The organism is Kordiimonas lacus, assembly GCF_001550055.1.
In the GTDB taxonomy this organism is placed as follows: Bacteria; Pseudomonadota; Alphaproteobacteria; order Sphingomonadales; family Kordiimonadaceae; genus Kordiimonas; species Kordiimonas lacus.
The window spans coordinates 206,811-228,356 of record NZ_LRUA01000010.1; the positions used below are offsets into that span (position 1 = coordinate 206,811).

The 21,546-nt window shown below is 55.3% G+C and carries 17 protein-coding genes; 13 read left to right on the forward strand and 4 right to left on the reverse strand.

Annotation, left to right across the window (positions count from 1 at the left end):
- Nucleotides 1-61 precede the first annotated feature (61 nt).
- Genes KORLAC_RS15845 through KORLAC_RS15870 form a run of 6 tightly spaced genes read left to right on the forward strand, consistent with a single transcriptional unit; the run spans nt 62 to nt 6,262 of the window.
- Nucleotides 62-835 (forward strand): DUF4129 domain-containing protein, encoded by a 774-nt coding sequence (locus tag KORLAC_RS15845; RefSeq protein WP_068308319.1) that lies wholly within the window; start codon nt 62-64, stop codon nt 833-835.
- On the forward strand, nt 835-2,082 hold the full coding sequence (locus KORLAC_RS15850; RefSeq protein ID WP_068308322.1) for a DUF4350 domain-containing protein: 1,248 nt from the start codon (nt 835-837) through the stop codon (nt 2,080-2,082). Before KORLAC_RS15845 ends, KORLAC_RS15850 begins: the two co-directional genes overlap by 1 nt.
- The gene (locus tag KORLAC_RS15855; protein WP_068308325.1) at nt 2,069-3,025 is read left to right on the forward strand and encodes an AAA family ATPase; all 957 of its coding nucleotides are present in this window, start codon (nt 2,069-2,071) and stop codon (nt 3,023-3,025) included. Before KORLAC_RS15850 ends, KORLAC_RS15855 begins: the two co-directional genes overlap by 14 nt.
- Nucleotides 3,025-4,335: a DUF58 domain-containing protein gene (locus tag KORLAC_RS15860; protein WP_068308328.1), complete on the forward strand. Its 1,311-nt coding sequence runs from the start codon at nt 3,025-3,027 to the stop codon at nt 4,333-4,335. The genes KORLAC_RS15855 and KORLAC_RS15860 overlap by 1 nt, the downstream gene beginning before the upstream one ends.
- Entirely contained in the window at nt 4,335-5,354 is a 1,020-nt protein-coding gene (locus KORLAC_RS15865) for a stage II sporulation protein M (protein ID WP_068308331.1), read from the forward strand. The genes KORLAC_RS15860 and KORLAC_RS15865 overlap by 1 nt, the downstream gene beginning before the upstream one ends.
- Nucleotides 5,351-6,262: an RDD family protein gene (locus KORLAC_RS15870; RefSeq protein WP_068308334.1), complete on the forward strand. Its 912-nt coding sequence runs from the start codon at nt 5,351-5,353 to the stop codon at nt 6,260-6,262. Before KORLAC_RS15865 ends, KORLAC_RS15870 begins: the two co-directional genes overlap by 4 nt.
- 100 nt (nt 6,263-6,362) lie before the next feature.
- Here KORLAC_RS15870 and KORLAC_RS15875 read toward each other — a convergent pair whose 3' ends face one another.
- Nucleotides 6,363-7,193, reverse strand: coding sequence for a YciC family protein (locus KORLAC_RS15875; protein ID WP_068308338.1), 831 nt, complete (start codon nt 7,191-7,193; stop codon nt 6,363-6,365).
- Nucleotides 7,194-7,304: 111 nt separating this feature from the next.
- Nucleotides 7,305-8,534: an MFS transporter gene (locus KORLAC_RS15880; protein WP_068309353.1), complete on the reverse strand. Its 1,230-nt coding sequence runs from the start codon at nt 8,532-8,534 to the stop codon at nt 7,305-7,307.
- 191 nt (nt 8,535-8,725) lie between these two features.
- Between KORLAC_RS15880 and KORLAC_RS15885 the strand changes: the two genes are divergently transcribed.
- Complete coding sequence (locus KORLAC_RS15885) at nt 8,726-11,068, forward strand: glycoside hydrolase family 65 protein (protein ID WP_068308341.1); 2,343 nt, start codon at nt 8,726-8,728, stop codon at nt 11,066-11,068.
- A 19-nt stretch (nt 11,069-11,087) separates the two neighbouring features.
- Nucleotides 11,088-11,735 carry a beta-phosphoglucomutase gene (gene pgmB / locus KORLAC_RS15890; protein WP_068308344.1) on the forward strand — a complete coding sequence of 216 codons (648 nt, stop codon included), beginning with the start codon at nt 11,088-11,090 and terminating at the stop codon, nt 11,733-11,735.
- Here the strand turns inward: pgmB and KORLAC_RS15895 are convergent.
- Entirely contained in the window at nt 11,732-12,754 is a 1,023-nt protein-coding gene (locus tag KORLAC_RS15895; RefSeq protein ID WP_068308348.1) for a LacI family DNA-binding transcriptional regulator, read from the reverse strand. The genes pgmB and KORLAC_RS15895 overlap by 4 nt on opposite strands.
- A gap of 241 nt (nt 12,755-12,995) precedes the next feature.
- On the opposite strand from KORLAC_RS15895, the gene KORLAC_RS15900 reads away from it, so the two are divergent.
- From KORLAC_RS15900 to KORLAC_RS15930, 5 genes are all read left to right on the forward strand, one after another.
- Nucleotides 12,996-15,260, forward strand: a complete 2,265-nt coding sequence (locus KORLAC_RS15900; RefSeq protein ID WP_068308351.1) for a TonB-dependent siderophore receptor — start codon at nt 12,996-12,998, stop codon at nt 15,258-15,260.
- A gap of 558 nt (nt 15,261-15,818) precedes the next feature.
- Nucleotides 15,819-16,859: a hypothetical protein gene (locus tag KORLAC_RS15910; RefSeq protein ID WP_068308353.1), complete on the forward strand. Its 1,041-nt coding sequence runs from the start codon at nt 15,819-15,821 to the stop codon at nt 16,857-16,859.
- 414 nt (nt 16,860-17,273) lie between these two features.
- On the forward strand, nt 17,274-18,152 hold the full coding sequence (locus KORLAC_RS19295) for a replication initiator protein A (protein WP_068308361.1): 879 nt from the start codon (nt 17,274-17,276) through the stop codon (nt 18,150-18,152).
- A gap of 295 nt (nt 18,153-18,447) precedes the next feature.
- Nucleotides 18,448-19,371, forward strand: a complete 924-nt coding sequence (locus tag KORLAC_RS15925; protein WP_082714737.1) for a MobA/MobL family protein — start codon at nt 18,448-18,450, stop codon at nt 19,369-19,371.
- Between the two features lies 1 nt (nt 19,372).
- Entirely contained in the window at nt 19,373-19,831 is a 459-nt protein-coding gene (locus KORLAC_RS15930) for a hypothetical protein (protein ID WP_068308367.1), read from the forward strand.
- Between the two features lie 9 nt (nt 19,832-19,840).
- Here KORLAC_RS15930 and KORLAC_RS15935 read toward each other — a convergent pair whose 3' ends face one another.
- Entirely contained in the window at nt 19,841-21,520 is a 1,680-nt protein-coding gene (locus KORLAC_RS15935; protein ID WP_068308371.1) for a hypothetical protein, read from the reverse strand.
- Between the last annotated feature and the right edge of the window lie 26 nt (nt 21,521-21,546).

Consider the following 21,546-nt stretch of genomic DNA (forward strand, 5'->3'; position numbering starts at 1 on the left):
AAAAACACTTTCAGTGATTTTCCGTCTTTACCTGGGAATTCGGTCTTTCTAGAGTATCGCCATGACGGGGGGCTTCAAAAAAGGTATCAGCAAGAACTGGCGGCAGCTGGCCATATTGGCCGCTGTCTCGATCGGCCTGCTTGGCCTGGCCTACTGGTGGGATACTGAACGGGGCAAAGACGGCGAGACCAGTGACGATGTAGCTGCTGACTCCGTGCAGCTGAAGGCCCCTCTGCCCGATACAGAGTTAGGCCGCCAGGTCGACACTATGCTGGAAGGAGGCGGCTATCAACGCAGCCTGCCCGAGCTGGAAAAACCCAAGCCCACTCGCAAATCCAATCCCTTGCCACGGTGGCTTGGTGACCTGATCGTCTATGCCCTGGTGGGGCTGGGTCTCTTTGCCATTGCCGTGATGATCTGGGTGCTGGTGACCGGTAGCACCAGCCCAAAAATCCGCACCAGGAAGCCACGCCGGTCAACGGTACGAAAAGGCGCGGCGCCTGCCGGCACCCATGCTTTGGCCCAACCCGCCTCCCTTGATGACGCGGAAAAGGCGGCAAAGGCCGGGAATTTTGGCGAAGCTGTTCGCCTGTTGCTGGCGACGGCCCTGATTGGCCTCGCCAGGCAAGAACTTGTACGCCTGCGCCCCTGGATGACCGGCCGCGAGATTGTCAGGGATGCCAAGCTGGCCCCATCGCCAGCCGATGCGCTCGGGTTTCTTGTTGCCACCGTGGAAGCCTACGCTTTTGCCGGCCATGTCATCACCGAACAAACCTACAAAGCCTGTTTCCAGCGCTATCAATTGCTGGTTCAGGCCGGGAAAGGGACAGTGTGATGGCGACAGGCACAAACCATTCCGCGCCTTTTTCCACAAAGGCCCTGTTCTGGATTATTTTCCTCGGGATACTGGCCACCCTTGGCTTGGCCGTGACGTCCGCCTTCAAGGGTGACGGCAAATATGAAATCTCGAACGGGGCAAACAGCTTTTCCAAATCGGCGATTGGCCATGCCGCCTTCATGGACATTGCCGAAAGGTCTGGCTGGCAGGTGCTGCAAAGCCAGCACAATACCACCGGCAAGCTCGGGCCCGGTTCCACCCTGCTTCTGCTGGAACCACCCAGGGGCAAAGCCAGCAGTGACCGCATAGAACAATTGATCGACTGGGCGCCGATGCTTGTCGTGCTGCCCAAACGCCAGGGCATCCCGCATGGCTTCAAGGCCGACTGGATCGGCGCGGCTTTCGTGAAAAACATCGCCCAGGTAAAGGCGGTGGCAGGCAATCTTGGGGAAGACCTTGAGGTGCTGCGCCCGACCGATGCTTCAGCTGGCCCCTGGCAGCATGGTTTCGATCCGCGCGCCATACCGGACATCGATAGCCTTCAGCTGATAAAATCCGAACAGGTGACCCCCCTCATCTGGAACGATCAGGGCATCCTGTTCGGGCGCCTCAACCGTGACTATGAAGAAGAACCGGTCTGGATTCTGTCCGACCCCGACCTGATCGCGACCCACGGCCTGGCCCGCGGCTGGAACGCCGCCCTGGCGCTGAACGTGCTGGAAACAGTTTCTCAGGGCCGCGAAACCCTTGTGGTTGATGAAATCATCCACGGGTTCAAGCGCGACCCCAGCATGGCGCGCGCCATGTTCAGCCATCCGTTTGTCTATGCCACTGTTGCGGCCCTCTTGGCTGTGATCATCTTCCTGCTGGCCCTGACGCGCCGCTTCGGGGCACCCTGGCGCAATGTGGCCACGGCAGACGATTCCAAAGCAGTCTTCATTGAGAATGCCGCCCGCATCCTGCATATGGCGGAAAAGGAACAGGAAGCCCTGATCCGCCTTGTGGACGATCAGTCCCTGACTGTTGCGCGCCATCTGAATGTGCCCAGCGACCTGGAGCGCAACCGGCTGGACAGCTGGCTGGACGAACAATCTGCCAAGCGGGGACTTAAGCCCGGCTTCACTACGATCAAACGGCGAATCCTTCGCGTGCGTGATGACGACAGCACAAAAAGAAGCCGCCTTCTTACCCTTGCCAATCAATTTTATACCTGGAAACAGGAGATCATGAATGACACCAAGTGACATCAAATCCGCCGGCGACAGCCTGCGCTATAATGTGAAAAAGGTCATCGTCGGCCAGGACGACGCGGTCGACCTGTTGCTGATCAGCCTGCTTTCCGAAGGCCATATATTGTTCGAGGGCGTCCCCGGCGTTGCCAAAACGCTGCTGGCGCAAGCCTTCTCCGCCAGCCTCGACCTCAAGTTCGGCCGCATCCAGTTCACGCCGGACCTGATGCCGGGCGATGTGCTCGGGACCAACATCTACCGGTTCGAGACCAGCGAATTCGTGCTGACCAAAGGCCCGATCTTCACGGATCTCCTCTTGGCAGACGAAGTGAACCGGACACCGCCCAAGACACAGGCGGCGCTGTTGCAGGCCATGCACGAACGTGAGGTTACCATCGACGGCACCGCCCACAGCCTGGGCGACGGCTTCATGGTGATTGCAACCCAGAACCCGATCGAACAGCAGGGCACCTACCCGCTGCCGGAAGCCCAGCTGGACCGCTTCCTGTTCCAGCACATCCTGGACTATCCAAGCCGCGAAGAAGAGCGCCGCATCCTCGGCCTGCACGGCCACCGCGCCACCATGCCATCGGTGTCGGAGATGAATATCCGCCCGATTCTGAATCTGGATAGCCTGCGCGCCATGCGCCAGACCATCGCGGGCCTGCAGGTTGCGGAGGAGCTTCTGGACTATATCGTCGACCTGGTGCGCGGCACACGGGAGCATCCGTCCGTGCGCGTTGGTGCCTCACCGCGCTGCGGCACCATGATCGCGCGCGCGTCGCGTGCCTGTGCCGCCCTTGATGGTCGCGACTATGTCATCCCTGACGATATCAAACGCATTGCCCTGCCCGCGCTCAGGCACCGTCTGGTCCTCAGCCCGGCTGCGGAAATCGAAGGCATCCGCGCGGGTGACGTGGTCCAGCAACTTCTTGAACAGGTGAAGGCCCCCCGCTGATGCGCCCAACCCTCAGGACATTCTGGCTGATCCTGGCAGCCGTCCCGCTGGCGGTGATCCTGCTTGCGATCTCGCCCACGCTTGTGAGCCTGACGGGGTATTATCTGGCGCTTGTGATGTTCCTGCTGCTGATCGACTGGCTGTCCTGCCCACGGGCACCGAAAATCAGCTTCCTGATTGAAGAACCAGCCCAGATCTATATCGGCGAAAGCCAGCCGCTGGTGGTCAGTGCCGAACGCGCAGACGGTATCGCCTTGCCCGCCGTGCAGGTGGCCATTGAGGTCAATGACATCCTGGACCAGGACGCCCAGACACCGGTGACCATCGCGCCCGGTGGCGGCTGGACGGAGGTTGCGCTGACACCGCTGAGCCGCGGCACAGCCACCATCCCGACCGTCTGGTTCCGCTGGCGTGGGCCCCTGGGGCTGGCCGAACGGCAGATTGAAGAAACGCCGGACCTGAAAATCCCGGTCCTGCCGAACTTCCAGCTTGCCGCCCGAAGTGCCCAAGACCTCATGGGCGCGGCGTCGGAAGAGTTCGGCCCACGGCCGGACATACGCCGGGGTGACGGCAGCGAATTTTCCTCGCTTCGGGAATATGTCCCGGGCATGGACCCGCGCACGGTGGACTGGAAACGCTCGGCGCGCTACCGCGGCCTCCTCGTCAAGGAATTCGAAGCCGAGCGCAATCACCAGATCATCCTGGCGTTCGATACCGGCCACCTGATGGCCGAACGGCTGGGCGGCCTGACACGCCTTGACCATATGGTGAATGCCGGACTGGTGCTTGCCCATGCGGCACTGAAGGGCGGTGACAGGGTCGGGCTGTTCTCGTTCGACAGCCAGGTGCGGTCCTATGTGAAGCCGCTGTCGGGCATCACATCCTTCAGCCACCTGCAGCACTATATGGCGGCCATGCAGTGCGATGTCAGCGAAACCAACTATACGCTGGCGATGACACGGCTGGCGGAACAGCTGACCCGGCGTACGCTGGTGGTCCTGTTCACCGACTTTGTCGACACCACAACGGCTGAACTGATGCGCGAGAACCTGAGCCACCTGGCGGTGCACCATTTTGTCGTGTTCGTCGCGCTCAAGGACCCGTATCTGGAGCGCACAGCCAACCAGCCGGTCGAGGATGTCAAAGATATCTCACGCGCGGCCACAGCGGCTGAATTGCTCAAGGAACGGCAGCTTCTGTTCTCGAACCTCAGGCGGCAAGGCATACTGTGCCTGGAGCCTGAATCGGCACACCTGGTGGGTCATGTGATTAACCAGTATCGCACCATCATCAATCAGGAGCTGGTCTGATGGCGTCAGTGGGAACCAAAAGCTTCCAGTTCCGGCAGGAGCGCGAAGAAGGCTGGCAACAGCTGGAACAACTGGTGCTGCAGGCCGAGAAGAAAGGCATCCGGTCCCTGAGCGCAACCGACGTGTTCGAGTTGCCGCACCTTTATAAAGGCGCGCTTTCGAGCCTCAGCGTCGCGCGATCGATCTCGCTCGACAAGAATGTTGTCGACTATCTGGAGAATCTGACCACCCGCGCCTACTTCCTGCTGTATGGCCACCAGCGTCCTGCTGGCAGGGCCTTCGCGCGGCTTATGCAGTTCTCCATCCCCGATGCTGTGCGGTCGATCCGCCAGGAATTCCTGGTGGCTCTGATCGTGACCCTGCTGGGCGTGATGGCCGGCTTCTTCCTGGTGCTGGAGAACCCGGAATGGTTCTACACCTTTGTGGACCGGTCGCTGGCCGGCGGGCGGGTACCCGGCGCTTCGGCCGAGGACCTCAGGGCCGTGCTGTACCCGGACAAGAACGAGATAGAAGGCCTGAATATATTCGCCACCCAGCTCTTTACCCACAATTCGCAAGTCGGGTTGCTGGCCTTTGCCCTTGGGTTTGCCCTTGGGCTGCCTACAATTTGGCTGTTGTTCACGAACGGCACCATGCTGGGTGCCTTTCTTGCGCTCCACTATGAAAAAGATCTGCTGGGTGAGTTGGGTGGCTGGTTGATCATCCATGGCTCCACCGAAATTCTGGCCATCATCCTGTGTGGTGCCGCAGGACTGACAATCGCCCGGCACTATGTATTCCCCGGCAAGCTGAGCCGGATGGAAGCGCTGGCCACATACGGCAAGAAGGCCGCCCTGGTCGCCTTTGGCTGCATCCTGATGTTCCTGGTTGCCGGTCTTCTTGAAGGCTTCGCCCGTCAGCTGGTCACATCCGATGCCAGCCGCTATGCCATCGGTCTCGGCTTCCTTGTCATGTGGGCGATCTATTTCCTGGGTATGGGCCACAACAGGCCCGATGACGCCGGGGAGGACGAGCTATGAGCCGCAAGCAGCGCAATAGGCGCCCGGCAAAAGAAACCCGGCGTATCCTGACACCCGAAGGCGTGGCCCTTGAGGTGGAGCTGGCCGAGCGCGGGGACAGGGCCGGTGCCGTGATCATCGACCTGCTGATCCTGTTCGGCATCATGATTCTGGGGTCCATCGCCATTGCCATTACAACCGGCTGGGCCAATATCGGCCACTTCGGCCTGATTGTGATTCTGCTGCTTATCTTTGCGCTCAGGAATTTCTACTTCATGTTTTTCGAGCTGAAGTGGCAGGGCCAGACACCGGGCAAGCGGCGCCTTGGCATCAAGGTGATCGACCGGTTCGGCAGGCCGCTGTCGTCCGAGGCCATTTTCGCCCGCAACATGATGCGCGAGATTGAGATTTTCGTGCCCATGGGCATTGTCTTTTCTTCGGGATCAGCCGGTGTATCGGGCCTGATGCAGCTGTTTGCCTTTATCTGGGCCATGCTGCTGGTGTTCCTGCCCATGATGAACAAGGACAATCTGCGCGCGGGTGACCTGATCGCAGGCACGCTTGTGGTGCGCGAACCCAAGGTGTTGCTGGCCACCGATATGCTGGAAGCCAACGGGGCTGCCGCGGGGGCGCTTGACGCCTACGGCTTCACCACCGCGCAGCTGAATGCCTACGGCATCTATGAGCTGCAGACACTCGAGGAGCTTCTTCGGCAACAAGGCAAGGACGCCGCCGATAAGCTCCGGACCGCGGGTGAGACCATCATCAAGAAAATCGGCTGGGAAGACCCGGTTCTGCCGCACCAGATGGAAGCTTTTCTGTCCGCTTACTATCATGCCCTCAGGAAACACCTTGAAGGCAAACTGTTGATGGGCACGCGCAAGACCGACAAGTTCGATACCGGCCAGAAGCCGCCCGGGACCAAATAGGCCCCCGAATTCTCGCCATCACAGGCCCAATATGCATGATGGCGCCACCGGTCCGGGGCGCCACCAAAGGAACGTATCTCGGCAGGGTCGTGGTAGCGGATCAGGCAAACACCTTGGCAATTTCCTCTGACGACACGCCTTCTTTCGCCCTCCGGAGGCCCGTATATATTGACGCGCCACAAGTTGCCAAGATGGCATATTTCACTGCTTCCAAGGCACCCGATACAATCATGGAGACAGAGAAGATCGTTCCACCTTCTGAAGAACCGACCATCAGGAAGCTAAGCGGTATGCTGATAACCGCGCCAGCAATTCCAACAATGATCGAAATTACGATGAAAGCGCCCAGAATGGTCCATTTATAGCCATCGGTCAGCTCGCGGCTGCGTCTCATAGCGGCAATGGGGCCCATGCCTTCCGCAGCAATCACGGGCGTCGTGACAGACAGCATCAACAGCACGATGATGCCGGGAATCACCAGGAGCACAAGGCCAATCATATAAAGGATACCGGTCAGCACCATCGCCACGACCACCGGGAAAAAGGCTTTTATGCCAACAGTCAACATCTCACCCAGCGAAGCTTTCCGGTCCGCCTGATCTTCAATAGCACCGTAGCTGATCGTCGCCATCATGACGGCATATGACAGCATGCTAAGCCCGGCAGCACCAAGAACGAATGTCACGAAAGACACCGTGTTGCTGGGGTCAATCTGGATATTGCTGGGGTCAACGCCAATGATGGCAACCAGCCCGGCATAAAGCGGCAAATAGACGATCAGCGCAATTACAGTGAACGGCAGCCAATTCCTGAAAAATGTGGCAAAGCTCTGAGACAATATTGTCCCGACGCCCAATATTTCCCCACTTTGATGCACTTGCTGGTCCACAGCACCCGTTTCTCTCACATCGTCCAGTTTGACCTGTTTCATGTCTTCCCCCTATGACACCGAACGCAGACCAAGGACCGCCTTCGTGTATTTTTCACGTTTCAGAAGGCGAGATTAGGTAGGCTGGAAGACAATGGCAAGCTCCTTTATTCTCTAGGCCGTGGCTTTGACCGTTTCACGCTTGAACAAAAACAGCGTCAGCAGAATGAGCGCGAGGGGCACCAATGAGAGGTAAAAGGCGGTGCTGCCGCCGAAGTCTTCAAACACCGCGCCGGTGATCATCGACCCCGTCGTGCCCCCGAGCGCTGAGAAGATCACGATCAGCCCCGTCATTTCTGAGTGCTGGTAGGTGGGCAAGGCGGTCAGAACGGCCGAATTGATCGCCGGATAGATGGGCGCCAGGAACAGGCCGATCAGCGGGAAAATATAGGTGGCCGCCGGGGCGTCAAACCAGGTGACATCCGCGTTCGGCACCACGCCATCCGCCATCGGCAGGCTGACCATCACCAGCCCGGCCACCGCCAGAACACAGACATTCAGGACCGGATACCAGTCAAACCGCGCCATGATGGCGCCTGCCGAGAAACGGCCAAGCGCCAGGCTGGCGGCAAAAATGCTGGTGGCCTGAATGCTCATGCTGGGCGGCAGGTGCAACACTTCACTGTTGAAAGTGGGAAGCCAGGTGCCAATGCCCTGCTCGATCAACACATAAAGGAAAGCTGACAGTACAAAGATATACCCAATGGGCCGGATCACCAGCCGCAGCATGTCCATGAAGTCCTCTGCAAGGCTGCTGCCTTCATGGTGGGCCGCGCTTTCATCAAAGGGGGTGAAATAGATAAACAGGGTGCTGCCTGCTGTCAGCAACGCCAGCAGCCAATAGACATCCAGCCACACGGGCGACCCCGGCTGGGCGTCGTCAACGAAATAACTGAAAAGCCCGTATCCGGCGAGAACGCCGACCATGAACATACCCTCGAGCGTATTCATGAAACTGGCATGTTCCTTTTTGTCGTCCGTGATCAGGCCCACGCTTGAATAGACCGACACTTTCACCAGCGCAAAGGACACACCTACGCTGAGGAACAGGATTTTTGTGGTCAGGAAGGCCGGCACCAGCGGCATGGCCAGGCACCCAAGGGTGACGACACCCAGGCCTGTCATCATCGCGTTGCGGAAACCGAACCGCGGCAGGAAGGATGCCACCAGGAAGGAGACGATCGCGATCGGCAGATCCTTGAAACCTTCCAGCATCGACGCCTGCAGTTTCGTTACGCCGAAAGTGTCGTCCACCAGCGAAATCACAGTGCCAACGCTGTTCAAGAGGATGGCGAAAACGAAATAGACCAAAAACAGCGCAAACTTGATGCGCCAGTTGTGCATGAACCCGCTCACAGGCTTCCTCCCAATCAAACAGCTAACCCGGGGTGACCTCCCAAACAGTCCCTCACCTGATCCCGGGTGACATCGAATGTCCACAATAACAGTATTGCAATCGATTGCAAAGAAGATATTATAGAACCCGATTCCAGCACAGGCTGGCAAGTGGGGTTCAGGTTAGGGAAGACAGTTACGTGAGTAAAACGGGCGACCAGAAAAGAAAGGCACCAGCGTTCCTGCCGGACGACTGGCGGCTGGTGGAGAATGGCTTCACGCCGGACACGCAGGCCGTGTCGGAAACACTGATGGCGCAGGCAAACGGCTATCTTGGCACCCGCGGCACGTTCGAAGAAGGCGTGGCAGATGGTATCCGCTCCACCGAGGGCACCTACCTGAACGGCGTCTACCTGCGCGACCCGATCCATTATGACGAGGCCGCTTTCGGCTTCGCCAGCCATAATAACAAGATGATCCTGGTGCCCGACGGCAAGGCGTTTGACCTGACGGCCGGTGATGAACGCTTCATCCAGGGCGCGAGCAAGCTTGACGGCCAATCGCGTGTGCTGGACATGCGCGACGGCATGCTCAGCCGTACCAGCCGCTGGCAGACGCGCACGGGCGGCACACTTGAAATCAACAGCCGCCGCTTTGTCTCCATGGCCGCGCCCGGCCTGATGGTGATCGATTATACCCTGGCGTCGGTTGATTACACTGGCCCCGTCAGCCTGACCACCGGCCTCAACACCCGCTATGGCGGCGGCCATGAAGGTTTCGACCCGCGCGCGGGCGAGCTTTCGGTGGCGGCCTGCCTTGAGAAGCCTGAAGCAGCTGACCGTGACGGCGCGACCCTGATTGCCCACCGTGTCCGTCACAGTGGGCACCTGGTGCTGGCGGGGTACCGGGTTGATTATTCCGGCGACACAGACATAGGCGCACAGGATATTCGCGAAGATGGCCTGTGGGCCACCCGGCTTGATGCCGCGCTCGCGCCTGGGCAGGAAATCACCGTTCGGAAATATGTCGCCTACGCCGATTTTGAAAAGGGCACACAAAGGGCACGATGGTCGGCGCTTGGCGAGAATTTGGGCACTATGGCCCAAAAGGGTTTTGACGCGCTTTATAAAGACCACAAGGCCGTTTGGGATGCCTTCTGGGATACGGCGGATGTTACGGTCGACAGCGACGATCCGGTCGAACAGGGCATCCGCTTCGGCGCCTTTCATCTGTTCCAGAGCGCGGGCAAGGACGGCGGCCGCGCATTGGCTGCCAAGGGATTGAGCGGCCCAGGCTATGACGGCCACTATTTCTGGGACACAGAGATTTATGCCGTGCCCTTCTTCCTGTTCAACGCACCTGAAGTGGCCCGGTCGCTCATTGAGTACCGCATCAGCACGCTTGATGCCGCCCGTGCCCGCGCGCGCGAAATGGGGCACACCAAAGGTGCCCTTTTCCCCTGGCGCACCATCGGCGGCGAAGAATGCTCCAGTTTCTTCCCGGCGGGCACGGCCCAATATCACATCAATGCGGCCATCGCCTATGCGCTGATCCAATATGTAAACATCAGTGGTGACAAGGAGTTACTGGCGGGTGGTGGTGCGGAAATGCTGTTCGAAACCGCCCGCATCTGGATGGACCTTGGGCACTTTAACGCCCAAAAAGGCGGCGCCTTCTGCATCCATGAAGTGACCGGCCCGGACGAATATACCGCCATGGTCGACAATAACCTCTATACCAACCTGATGGCCCAGCAGCATCTTGCCGAAGCTGCGGCACTCGCAAAAAGCTATTCAAAACAAGACTTTGATGCGATTGCCGCCAAAATCGACTTGTCACAGGATGAAGTCGCCGCATGGCAGAAAGCGGCAGACTGCATGTATGTTCCATTCGATGAAAACCTGGGTATCCACGCCCAGTGCGATGGTTTCCTGGACAAGCCTGAGTGGGATTTTGACGGCACGCCGGCAGAAAATTATCCGCTGTTGCTGCACTATCACCCCTTGGTGATCTACCGCCATCAGGTGCTGAAGCAGCCTGATGTGGTGCTGGCCCAGATCCTGCTCCCCGCCCGCTTCACGGCCGATGAGAAGGCCCGGAATCTGGCCTATTATGAGCCGCGCACCACGCACGACAGTACGCTTTCGGCCTGCATTCACGCGGTCGCCAACCTTGAGAGCGGCGACCCGGCAAAGGCCTATGAGTTCTTCGAGGAAACCTACCGCATGGATCTGGAGAACCGGCACGCCAACACCCATTATGGCAACCATATGGCCTGTATGGCCGGGTCCTGGATGGCCTTGGTCTATGGCTTCGGTGGCCTGCGTCTTGAAGGGGCATTGCCTGCGCTCAAGCCCGCGCTGCCTGACGGCTGGCGGTCCTACAGCTTCAAGCTCCGCTTGGGGGCGGGTCTGCTGAAGCTGTCCGTATCAGCAGACAGCACAGACTATCAATATGACGGACCGGACCCTGTGATTTTCCATCACTATGGCCACCGTGTCGCTCTGAAGCCGAAAGAGCAAATTTCCCTGCCGAACCAGTAACTTTTGTATGGAGTAACCGATGGTACAGAAAGCCTGCATCTTCGATTTGGACGGCGTGATCACCGATACCGCCCACTATCATTTCCTGGCGTGGCAGCGATTGGCCCATTCCCTGGGCCTGCCCTTTGACGAGGATGACAACCACCGCCTGAAGGGTGTTGGCCGCATGGAATCGCTGGACTATATCCTGGCCAAAGGCACCACGGCCTACAGCATGGATGAACGGCTGGCCCTCGCCCAACAGAAGAACGAAGACTATAAGACACTGATCGGTGGCATTACGCCTGCAGATATACTTCCCGGAATTGTTGAGGCCCTGGATTGGCTGAAAGCCAACAACTGGCGGATTGGGCTGGCCTCGGCGAGCCGCAATGCACCCCAAGTGCTGGCCAGTCTGGAAATCACCGGCGCCTTCGACTATGTCGCTGACGCGGGCGCGATCCCGAAAGGCAAGCCAGCCCCGGATATTTTCCTGGATGTGGCACGGGCTTTCGGTCTGCCAAGCAGCCAGTGCCTCGGGGTTGAAGATGCCGCATCAGGCGTTGCCGCCATCAAGGCCGCTGATATGTTCGCGGCCGGCATCGGGGACGCGGATATACTCGCGCAGGCGGATATTGTTCTGCCCAGCCCTGAAGGACTGGTTGAGAAGGTGCTGAAGCCCTTCTAGCCCTGCCCGCACGAATCGCGGATCACCAGTTCGGTCGGCATCGCCACATGGTCGATTGTCTGACCGTTCAATACCTTGATCAGATTCTGCACCAGAAGCCGCCCCCCTTCCTGAACATCCTGTTTGATGGATGTCAGCCCCGGGGTGCTGAACAGCGCCGGTGGGTTGTCGTCAAAGCCGACAACTGCCACGTCATCCGGCACGCGGATGCCCAGCTCCGCAAACCGCTTCAGAAGCCCAAGCGCGATATTGTCGCTGACACAGAAGACCGCGTCACACGTTGGTTTGCCGCCCTGGGCCAACAGGTCCGCTTTCTTGTAGCCATCCGATTGCGAAAAATCGGTCGGGATGACCAGGCCGTCGTCATAGGCCAAGCCAGCGTCAGCGAGGGCCTTCTGATAGCCTTCCCACCGATGTTCCATTTCCGGGTGACGCACATCCCCCATGAAAGCAATCCGTCGGCGACCGTTGCGCGCCAAAAGGCTGGTGGCATCATATCCGCCACGGCGATTGTCGCTGCCCACGGTGTAATAATTATGGTCCGCCATTTCTGCGCCCCACACGATGAAGGGCGCTTTGGCTTCGGCCAACCGGTCAAGCCGCGGGTCATTACGGCCCTGGCCAATGATGATCAAGCCGTCAGCACGTTTGGATTCGAGGAAATAGGCGTTCAGGTCAGCAACATCACTCTGGTTGGTCGACAGCAGCAGGTCATAGCCCTGCTGCCCAGCCTCGTCTGCGATGCTACCCAGCAGCACCATCAGGAACGCGTCTGAAACCTCGTGCCCCCAGCGGCGGTCCACCAACAACACAACGGCCAGCGTATGGGTCTTCTTGGTGCGGAAATTCCGCGCTGCTGCATTGATCTCATAATTATTTTCGCGTGCGATTCGCTGCACCCGCGCCCGCGTTTCCTTGTTGATCAAAGGACTGTCTTTAAGCGCACGCGACACCGTGGCTTCAGACACGCCAGCCAGCTTGGCGATATCCGCCATCGTCAGGTTTTTGCTTTTTTCCATATGGTTTTACTACATGCCAGACCATGGTTTTGTCGAGATATATTACAAATCAATGCAATCGATTGTAATTTTATATTGCAATCGATTGCAAAGAGGCGTAGATATGGGTCCATTCACCGCTTTGATGCGAGTGCCGACACGTGTGTGCGACCCCCTTCGCCACACAACCGGAGTGGAAGCCGGTCTGTTGAGCACAGCATGGAAAGTATACATAATGGTAAGGCGTGGGAGGGCCAAACACATGCGTTTTACACTCAGTCACCTTAAATCCAGCACCGCCTTGGCGGCGCTTATTGCCGTTGCGGGCACAACCGCTTCGGCGCAGGACACTGCCGCCGACACTGACGATTCTGTCGCCTTTGAAGAGATCGTCGTTCTAGGTACACCAGGCGGCGCGGGCGTTCGCAAACAGGACGCCAGCTTCGCCATCACCACCATGAACGAAGAGGCCATCGGCCTCGCGGGCACCAAAAGCACCGCAGAGCTGTTCACGCTTGTCCCTGGCGTCTGGGCTGAAAGCTCGGGCGGTGTCGCCGGCGCGAACATCGATGTGCGCGGCCTGCCAGGCGGCGGCGACGCACCGTTTGTGACCATGTCCATCAACGGTGCGCCCATCTATGGCACCGAGATGCTGTCCTTCTTTGAACAGAGTTCCATTTTCCGGATCGATGAAACCATCGCCAGCGCTGAAGCACTCCGGGGTGGGCCGAACGCTGTATTCTCAAATGGCGAGCCGGGCGTAACGCTGAACTTCAACCTGAAGAAAGGCGGCGACGAGACCGAAGGCCGGGTGAAATACACAACATCAGACTATGACCTGCAGCGCGTTGACGCAGTGCTGTCCGGCCCGCTCGGTAACGAGCTCTATTATATGGTCGGCGGCTATATCAAATCATCCCCCGGTGTGCGCGACGCCGAGTTCAATTCGGAAAAAGGCAAGCAGGTTACCCTGCAACTGACCAAGGTTCTCGATAACGGCGAAATCAACGCCTGGACCCGTGTGACCGACGATCACGGCCAGTGGTATCTGCCAATGGCGCTGAATTCCGGCAACGATCTGGGTGAGTTTTCTCAGCTCGGTAACGCCACGCGCTTCCGTACGCTCCAGGTGAACGGCAATGGCGATACAGAAGATTTCGATTTCGCTGATGGTCGTGGATGGGACGGGTCGGTTTCCGGCCTGAATGTCGACTTCGACCTGGGCGACGGCTTCACAGTGCGCAACAACACGTCCTACACCAAGGGCAACGCCGACACCTATGGCTTCGTGCCTGACGGCAGCCCAATTCAGGTGGCCGCTCTCGGGCTGGCATCTGTATCCACGCTTGGTGGTGAGGAACTGACTGACAGCGACTATGTCCAGAACTATGGCCACTGGGTCGTGCAGAAAGACCTCGAATCCTTCACAAACGACCTCAGCCTTGCCAAGGAAGTTGGCGATCATGAGCTGACAGTTGGCTACTATAAAGCAACCTGGTCGTCAGACGATTTCTGGACACTCGGCAACTTCACGCCTGTCCATAACGTCGCAAATGGCGATTTCCTTGAGGACAGCATTGCCTGCACAGATTTGCAGGCTGCGGGTTCTGGCTCCGGTTGCTGGGCATACGGCATCAACTCCGCGGGCGACGCATCAGCTGACGCGCTTTATCTCGCTGACAGCTGGCAGGTCACGCCTGATTTCCGGTTTGACTTCGGCATCCGCAACGAGTGGATCGATATCGACTATGTGCTGGATAGCGGCCCAGGCTACCCGGACGGCACGCGCGATATGTCGGTCAACCTGAAGGAAGACGCCTTCTCCTATACCGCGGCTGTCAACTATGACGTCAATGAAGACCTGGGTGTCTTTGCGCGGTATTCCAAAGGCTCGCTGTTCCCGCACTTTGATGATGTGCGCGAAAACAACCTCAATGTGAACGGCATCAAGCAACTTGAAGGTGGCGTGAAATATTCGAACGACTATTTCGGCCTGTTTGCCACCGCCTTCTATAACAAGAACGACAGCTTCTCCTCTGTGGTAGGTGGCACCCTGGGAGCAAGCGCCTTCAAGACCCGGTCGATCGGTGTCGAGCTTGACGGCTTTGTCACCTATGAAGCTTTCAACATGGCCTTTATCGCTACACTGCAGGACGCGGAAATCACCGAATCCACCACAGCGAGCGACATCGGCAACCGGGTGCTGCGCCAGCCGAAGTTCCAGCTGCGCCTGAGCCCAAGCTATGAGTTTGAGGTGGGCGATATGACGGCAACGCTTTATGGCGCGGTCCAGTTTGTCGGCAAACGATTTGGCGACAATGGCAACAGCGTTGAGCTGGCTGGCTATGAGAAGATCGACCTTGGCGTTCTTGTGAACACGCCGTCCGGGCTCTTTTTCCAGGTCCATGCTGATAACCTGAATAACAGCCATGGCATCACGGAAGGTGACCCGCGTAACCCGGCTGCGCCAAACGGTCGCCCCATCCTGGGCCGTTCGGTGAAATTCAGCATCGGCTACGACTTCTAAAGTGCCGAGTATTTGGCCCGCTGCTTACCTGAGCGGCGGGCCTTTCCCCCCTAAGACAAGATTTCCCATCCAAGTAATTGGGGCCTGGGGCGCTTTCGGTATCAACCGAAGCGTCCCTTTTTTATGGCAGATACAGCCCGGACTAATCGCGCCACCAACGCGGCATCACCACCGGGCAACTATTTGTAGCCCGTACAGCCATGAGACAGGCGTCAACCCAAACGGCTGCACCAGCGACATGACATCGGGTAGGTAGACCTGGTAAACGGAGAATATCTGAAGATAATGGCGCACCCGAGAGGATTCGAACCTCTGGCCTCTGCCTTCGGAGGGCGTTATTAAGCCAATATAGAAATGAGAATTTTTATGTTTTATATTTATAAAACAATTGTTTAGTGTTTTTTTGCATTAGTTCATTTTTGCTAGGATTAGCGCTTAGGTGTCCCAAATTTGTCCCATGGGACACTAGTTGGCAGCCGCGCGAAAATTCAAGTGGGCTTGTATTTCCCCTAAACTTCAATAGCATTTAGCCTGATCATCAAAGGGCTATCTATCATCGTGTTACCCAACGAACTTCTTTTCCCGGATTATTACGCTGAGTATACCCCTCCGCCAATTCTTGAACTGTTTGATCGCCATCGCGCTCGAGAGAAATTGCCTTCAACAGAATACACTTTCGAAAATCACGTTGTTGCACTGAGAAAACTGGGGATCCTGGACCGCTTTACTCTCCTATCGGGCAGATTTCTTTTCATGACTAATGACGAGCTATTTGGCTCCGGGTGGTCAGGTACCGAGGAAAAGAACATTCGAAGAGGTTGTGAACTCCAAAGCAAACACATCGGTCTAGGATCAACAATTTTTGAGATGTTTGACAAGCGATCTATTTTTACCAATCACTTTGGTGTCCAAGCCCTAGAGCAACTTGCTCTACTAAGCGCTAGATTGCTCACTTTTGAGAGAGATTTTTTGGCACTTCCAAGTTTTCGTCAGTGTGTTGAAGACGCTCGCTTGATGCTGCACGTCGCCGAACAGCAGCTTGATCAATCGGGTTTACTATACGACGTGTTCATTGAAAAGTATGGTGGTCTCGCGGGCTGCTTCCCGTTCTTTCGGGAGCCATATCAGCGAATTCGGGATTTGGGAAAACTGAGCGTTGAAGGTAGGAGTATGACCTTCTTGAAATTCGACATGTCCTACCCGAGGCAAGAAATATTGAGCGCCATTTCCAGACGGCGCAAACTAGACTTTCATCAGGTAGAGATTGTAAAAATGCCTAGCTACAGCCGCGTATGGCTAGCAGAGGTTGTTGCTTATCTTTGGCTAAAAGAGCGGCGCCAAGACTGCAGCCTCTCTGCGGCACAAGACAGGCGGCTCTTCAAGCAATTGCTCTCTGAGACAATTATTTGCTGCGGACAAGTTGGGCTGCCTATTTCAGACAATCAACCAGGATTCATTTCGCTTTTCTCGCCGCGTCATGAAACCCAGGCTCAGAATTTTGATTGGGAAAATTTTGTTGCCACCAACGTGCCTGAAATTATCAAGCTCTGCAAAAAGATCCGAACATCACATGTATACGACCTCTATTCTCGGGCCTAAATGATGGCATAGAAAACCTACTCCCATCTGTGATGATCCAGATTGGAATACTGAAATTAATTATATATATCAATAATTTGCAGAAATTATTGTCCAAACTTTATCCCCAAAAGGGGATTTCCCAATTCGCCGCCATTTCTTGAAGATTGATGCAAAGAGCATTCAATCTCAGGAAAGCAGATGAAACACTATCTAACTCGCAAGCAGGTAGAACAACACTATCCGCTTAGCCAATCCTACCTCGCCTGGCTCGCCCACAAAGGACGGGGACCCCAGTTCCGCATTGTCGGCAGAAACGCTGTTTATCTGGTTACTGAAATCGAGGACTGGCTGGATTCGTTATTGGTCACTAGCAAGCGCTCACGCTCTCAGAAACGCCCTGGTCGCCCCAGGAAGCGTAGGCAGGCCTAGCTTATGACCGAGTTCAATATCTCAGGCCTGGAACCACCATTAAGAGACATTCGGGAAACGATGGATTTTCCAATGATGGCATTAGAGAAAGGCCGCACTGTCCCCATCTTTGTGGAAAGTGCAAGAGGTTACGTAAAGGTCGTTTCGGCAGCCGACAGCCATATCGCATCCATCTATGACCATGACATCATCATATATCTTGTTAGCGAATTGAACGATGCTAAGAACCGAGGAGCTAAACTCAATAACGTGGTTCTCTTTCACCCTTGCCGCCTTCTAAAAGGCATTGGTCGCGGCACTTCCGGGCGAGACTACCAACGACTGGCCGACAGCATACGACGGCTACGTACAACCACAATCACGACGAATCTTAAAATCACGGAGAACTTCGGAGTAGAAGTGCCCTTTTCCTGGGTACAAAGGTATGAAATTCCCACTTATCGACCGGGACGCGATAGCACGAAAGTACGGGCTTCAATGCCTTGGCGCATAGAACTGCCCCACTGGGTATGTTCGATGATAGACTCTCAACGAGACATCCTTCGAGTACATCCAGACTATTTCTCCCTCAAATCCGCTATTGCAAGAGCGCTATACAGAACAGCTAGAAAGAGCGTGAACCCTGCCATTGGACGCTGGCAATACCATGCTCGGACACTGCACCAACGGTATGCAATTCGCTCTAGCCTCTCCAGGTTCATCAGGAAAGTGTGCGAGATCGCAGATGCAGACCTCCTACCAGATTACTGCATCGATGTCGTTTCCGATGGCCAACATACGACCGTGGTCTTTCGGAAAAAGATGACACCGACACCGATCCCAATTCGCGGCGCATACAGGCCCGGGACAGACCCAGAATTAATCGCTGGGGGCAAATTGTGAATTCTCTCGTGCCATCAACTCGCGTCTGTTCGGGCGTTCACGTCTGCAGCGTTCGTGCCTTCGGGCCAGCTTTTCGTGCTTTCGATCTGTCGCAAATTACGTTTCTCCGCAGAAATCCTCGGACCGCTGAAGGTTTCAGCCCTCAGAAACTTAGAAACAGATTCATACATAAATTAAACACCCTAACCCTGTGGAAAACCATAAAGGCCGTGCCAGAGACAAGTGCCAGACAAACTAAGTATTTTTGTGAAGGCACGGTTACGCATTCTGCACTCCGTGCGACAAATGACACCCAATGCGCACCACATCAGCAGCGCACAAAAGGATCACAAAAATGGTTCATTTCAGAATAGAGATCAAAAACCATGGTCGTGGCATGGTAAGCAAACAAGCTTATCGTTTTGGTACCAAGGAGTTCGACAAGCACCATCAGCGCCATTTTGACTATAGGTCGAAAGATGACGTTGTCCGTCGCGAGGTCATCATGCCTACGGGGGTTCCAGAGTGGGCGCACAATGAAGGTGAATTTTGGCGAGCTGCGGAGAAAGCCTCAAACCGACAAGATGCTCGGATTGCTAAGGAGTTCATAATTTCCTTACCGAGGGAACTGGATCAGAAATCCTCTGAAAATCTCCTAAGAACCTTTATTGACCGAGAATTCACCCAGAAAAGCCTTGGAGCCACACTTGCCATCCATGATCCAAAAGCGGCAGACGGAGAGCGAAATCCACACGCTCATATATTGGTCAGCATGCGGCCTTTGGATGAGAAGGGGTTCGCACGACGAAAGCTAAGAGATTTTGATAGCGCAAAAGGTGTTAAGGCCGTCCGGGAACGATGGGCCCAAACCTTGAACCAGGAGTTTGAAAGGCAGCGTTTGCCACATCGGGTTCACCCGAACAAAGCTAGGGCGCCGGAGCGCGCATCTCAATTACTTGCGCGTGCACAAAGCCTTCAAAAGAAAGGGCCCACAAAGGCAAGCAGGTCACCGCTTCATTGGGCCGGACGCACTCAGGCACTCAGCAACGTGTCATCGCAGATCAAGTTCTTTAATCAGCAACTTGCAATAGGGCGGATACCGAACCCGATAACAGATAAGCCAGGCGCGCTAAATCTAGCCCGCAAGCTTGGCCGCGAGACGTTCAGGGAACCTGAGAAAGAACAGCAACACCAACAGCAAGAACACGAACTCGCACTAACAAGGGATATGAGGTGGTGACATGAATGCACAGAAGGACAGAGAACCAGATCTGATCGATTTTCTTTCAGACGTGAATATGCAAATCCTTCATATCAGCAAGAATATGGAGGACGTTAAGTCAAACGCAGAATGGGTAGATCGCCTTCAGTCAATTTCCGAACTGATCGCCAGGTATGACTATCGATCGCTCCAGCAATCGGCGAGCCAGGTCCAACAGAACCTTCAGGTAAGTCAGGAATTAGTCAACCGAGTAAAAGAGATCGGCGCAAACACCATCACAGTTCGCAAGCGTTTCATACGGCAATTTGCAGCTGTTCTGACTATTTCGACCTTGCTCCTAATGGTCATCAGCGCATACGTCGGTGCCATGTATCTGCCTGGGCGGCCACATTTTGGAACCTGGAGCTGTAGAGCGATTGGCGGCTATACGCAGAAACAGCAAGATGGCACTAGTGTTTGCTACTACATTTATCATTAGCTGAGTTCGCTATGAGCCCGATATCACGATCTGAATATCATCTAACGACACTTCTGCGCTTTGGAGTTCAGCCCTGCGCGGCACCACATTTCGATTAGATATCTCTCGATATGTTTCGGTGAGAGGATCTTCACCTCTCACCGCTTTGAACACTTCCATAAACTCAAAGATGTTCGACCATGCAGCCCCAGAATCATAACTTGCATCAAGGAACCGGCAATTGTGACTAGAAATCACAAATTTCCTGATACGTCGAATGCCCTGCGCAGTCGCTGATTTCATGCCGAAACTACGCCCTATTTCAGACGTATCCACTTGATCGACCCAGACACCTATTTTCCGAACCCATTCTCCAGCTCGCTTCTCAAAGTTAAGCTTCTGACTGGTTCTTTTCCGAACTGAAAATTGATGGGGATCTTGCCATTTCAATTGCATTAGGGCCAGCGTCGCGGCCTGTCGATCATAGATCCATAGGTCTATGTCCGTAAGGTACCGATCTTGTTGCTTTAATTTAACATTCTGACCGGAATAGTAACGTTCTGAACAAAATAGCCCTGAAAGCATTTCTTGCATAATGCCTTCTCGAGTTTGTTCCGCTCGGCCCCAGTCTCTAGGGAATTTGGCTTTGAGCATTACATCAAGGAAACCAAAAGGATTTTCATAGGCAGAGTAAATAGGCCGCAAATAGTGCCCAAAGCCAAACTCAATCCTCTGCGGCGACGGCAGCACATAATTTTCCGTATTGGCGGAAAAAAAATCGTCAGTCAGCGTTGTAGTGGCAAAAAGCTTGCCGATCTTATCTGTTTCCAGACCTAGAATTTCAGAATAATGCTCGATTTGCTCCGCTTTGTTCTGCCAAATAGTAATGACATTTTGCAACTCAACGTGAGGATGCTTTTTCATAAGCAAGTAGCAAAAAGAGATATGCTTTAAAGATGCGGCAACATTGTACTCTATGAACCTAGTATAATCTTTATAAGGAATACCTCCAAAAGACATCGAGGGTTCAACTGTGCCAAATTGAAAGAGCCTATCTAAGACAATTGCTGCCCTTGTGTGAAAAAAATCATCAACTTCTGGATCGGCCCCATATGCAATGAAGTGCGTCCGCCAAGGTCGCACAAGCCTCATCATTTTCTTCTCAATGAAAGGCCACCTAGCCTCATTTTCTTGATGCTCAATGGTTCGATCTACAGAAATGGCTTTGATCAAACTACTCAGCGACGATCCATCCAAATTTTCCCATTGACTGTTGGGAAGGTGTATATGATAGCCCTCTTTGGAACTCGTGACTTCCGCCAAGCCTTTAGCAGCAAGGTCCGCACACCGCTGCACCGATTCTATCAGACCAAAACCCTGGATTAACTGATACCAAAACGAAATCTGTTGGTGCGTCTGCACAAGTTCGGGGACTGTAAAGCCCTTGCCTGCACTTTTCAGAAGGGACCTTACTGTTGCCAATATTCCTCTCTGAAAGTACCAGGTACTTTCCTTAACATATTGTTTAAACTCGACGCTTTGATCGTTCCTCCGTTGCGAATTATAGAAATGTCCATTAGAGGCATAAAACGTGTCTATTGCACGGAAGGAAGATAACACCGCCACCTGCGGATCAAAGCTCAACGTCTTACTTGATAGAATAGACCTCTTCGTATCTAGGTCAGCTTGTAGTTTCTTTAGATCACTCACCCCAAATTCCTACTGATCTATAAAAA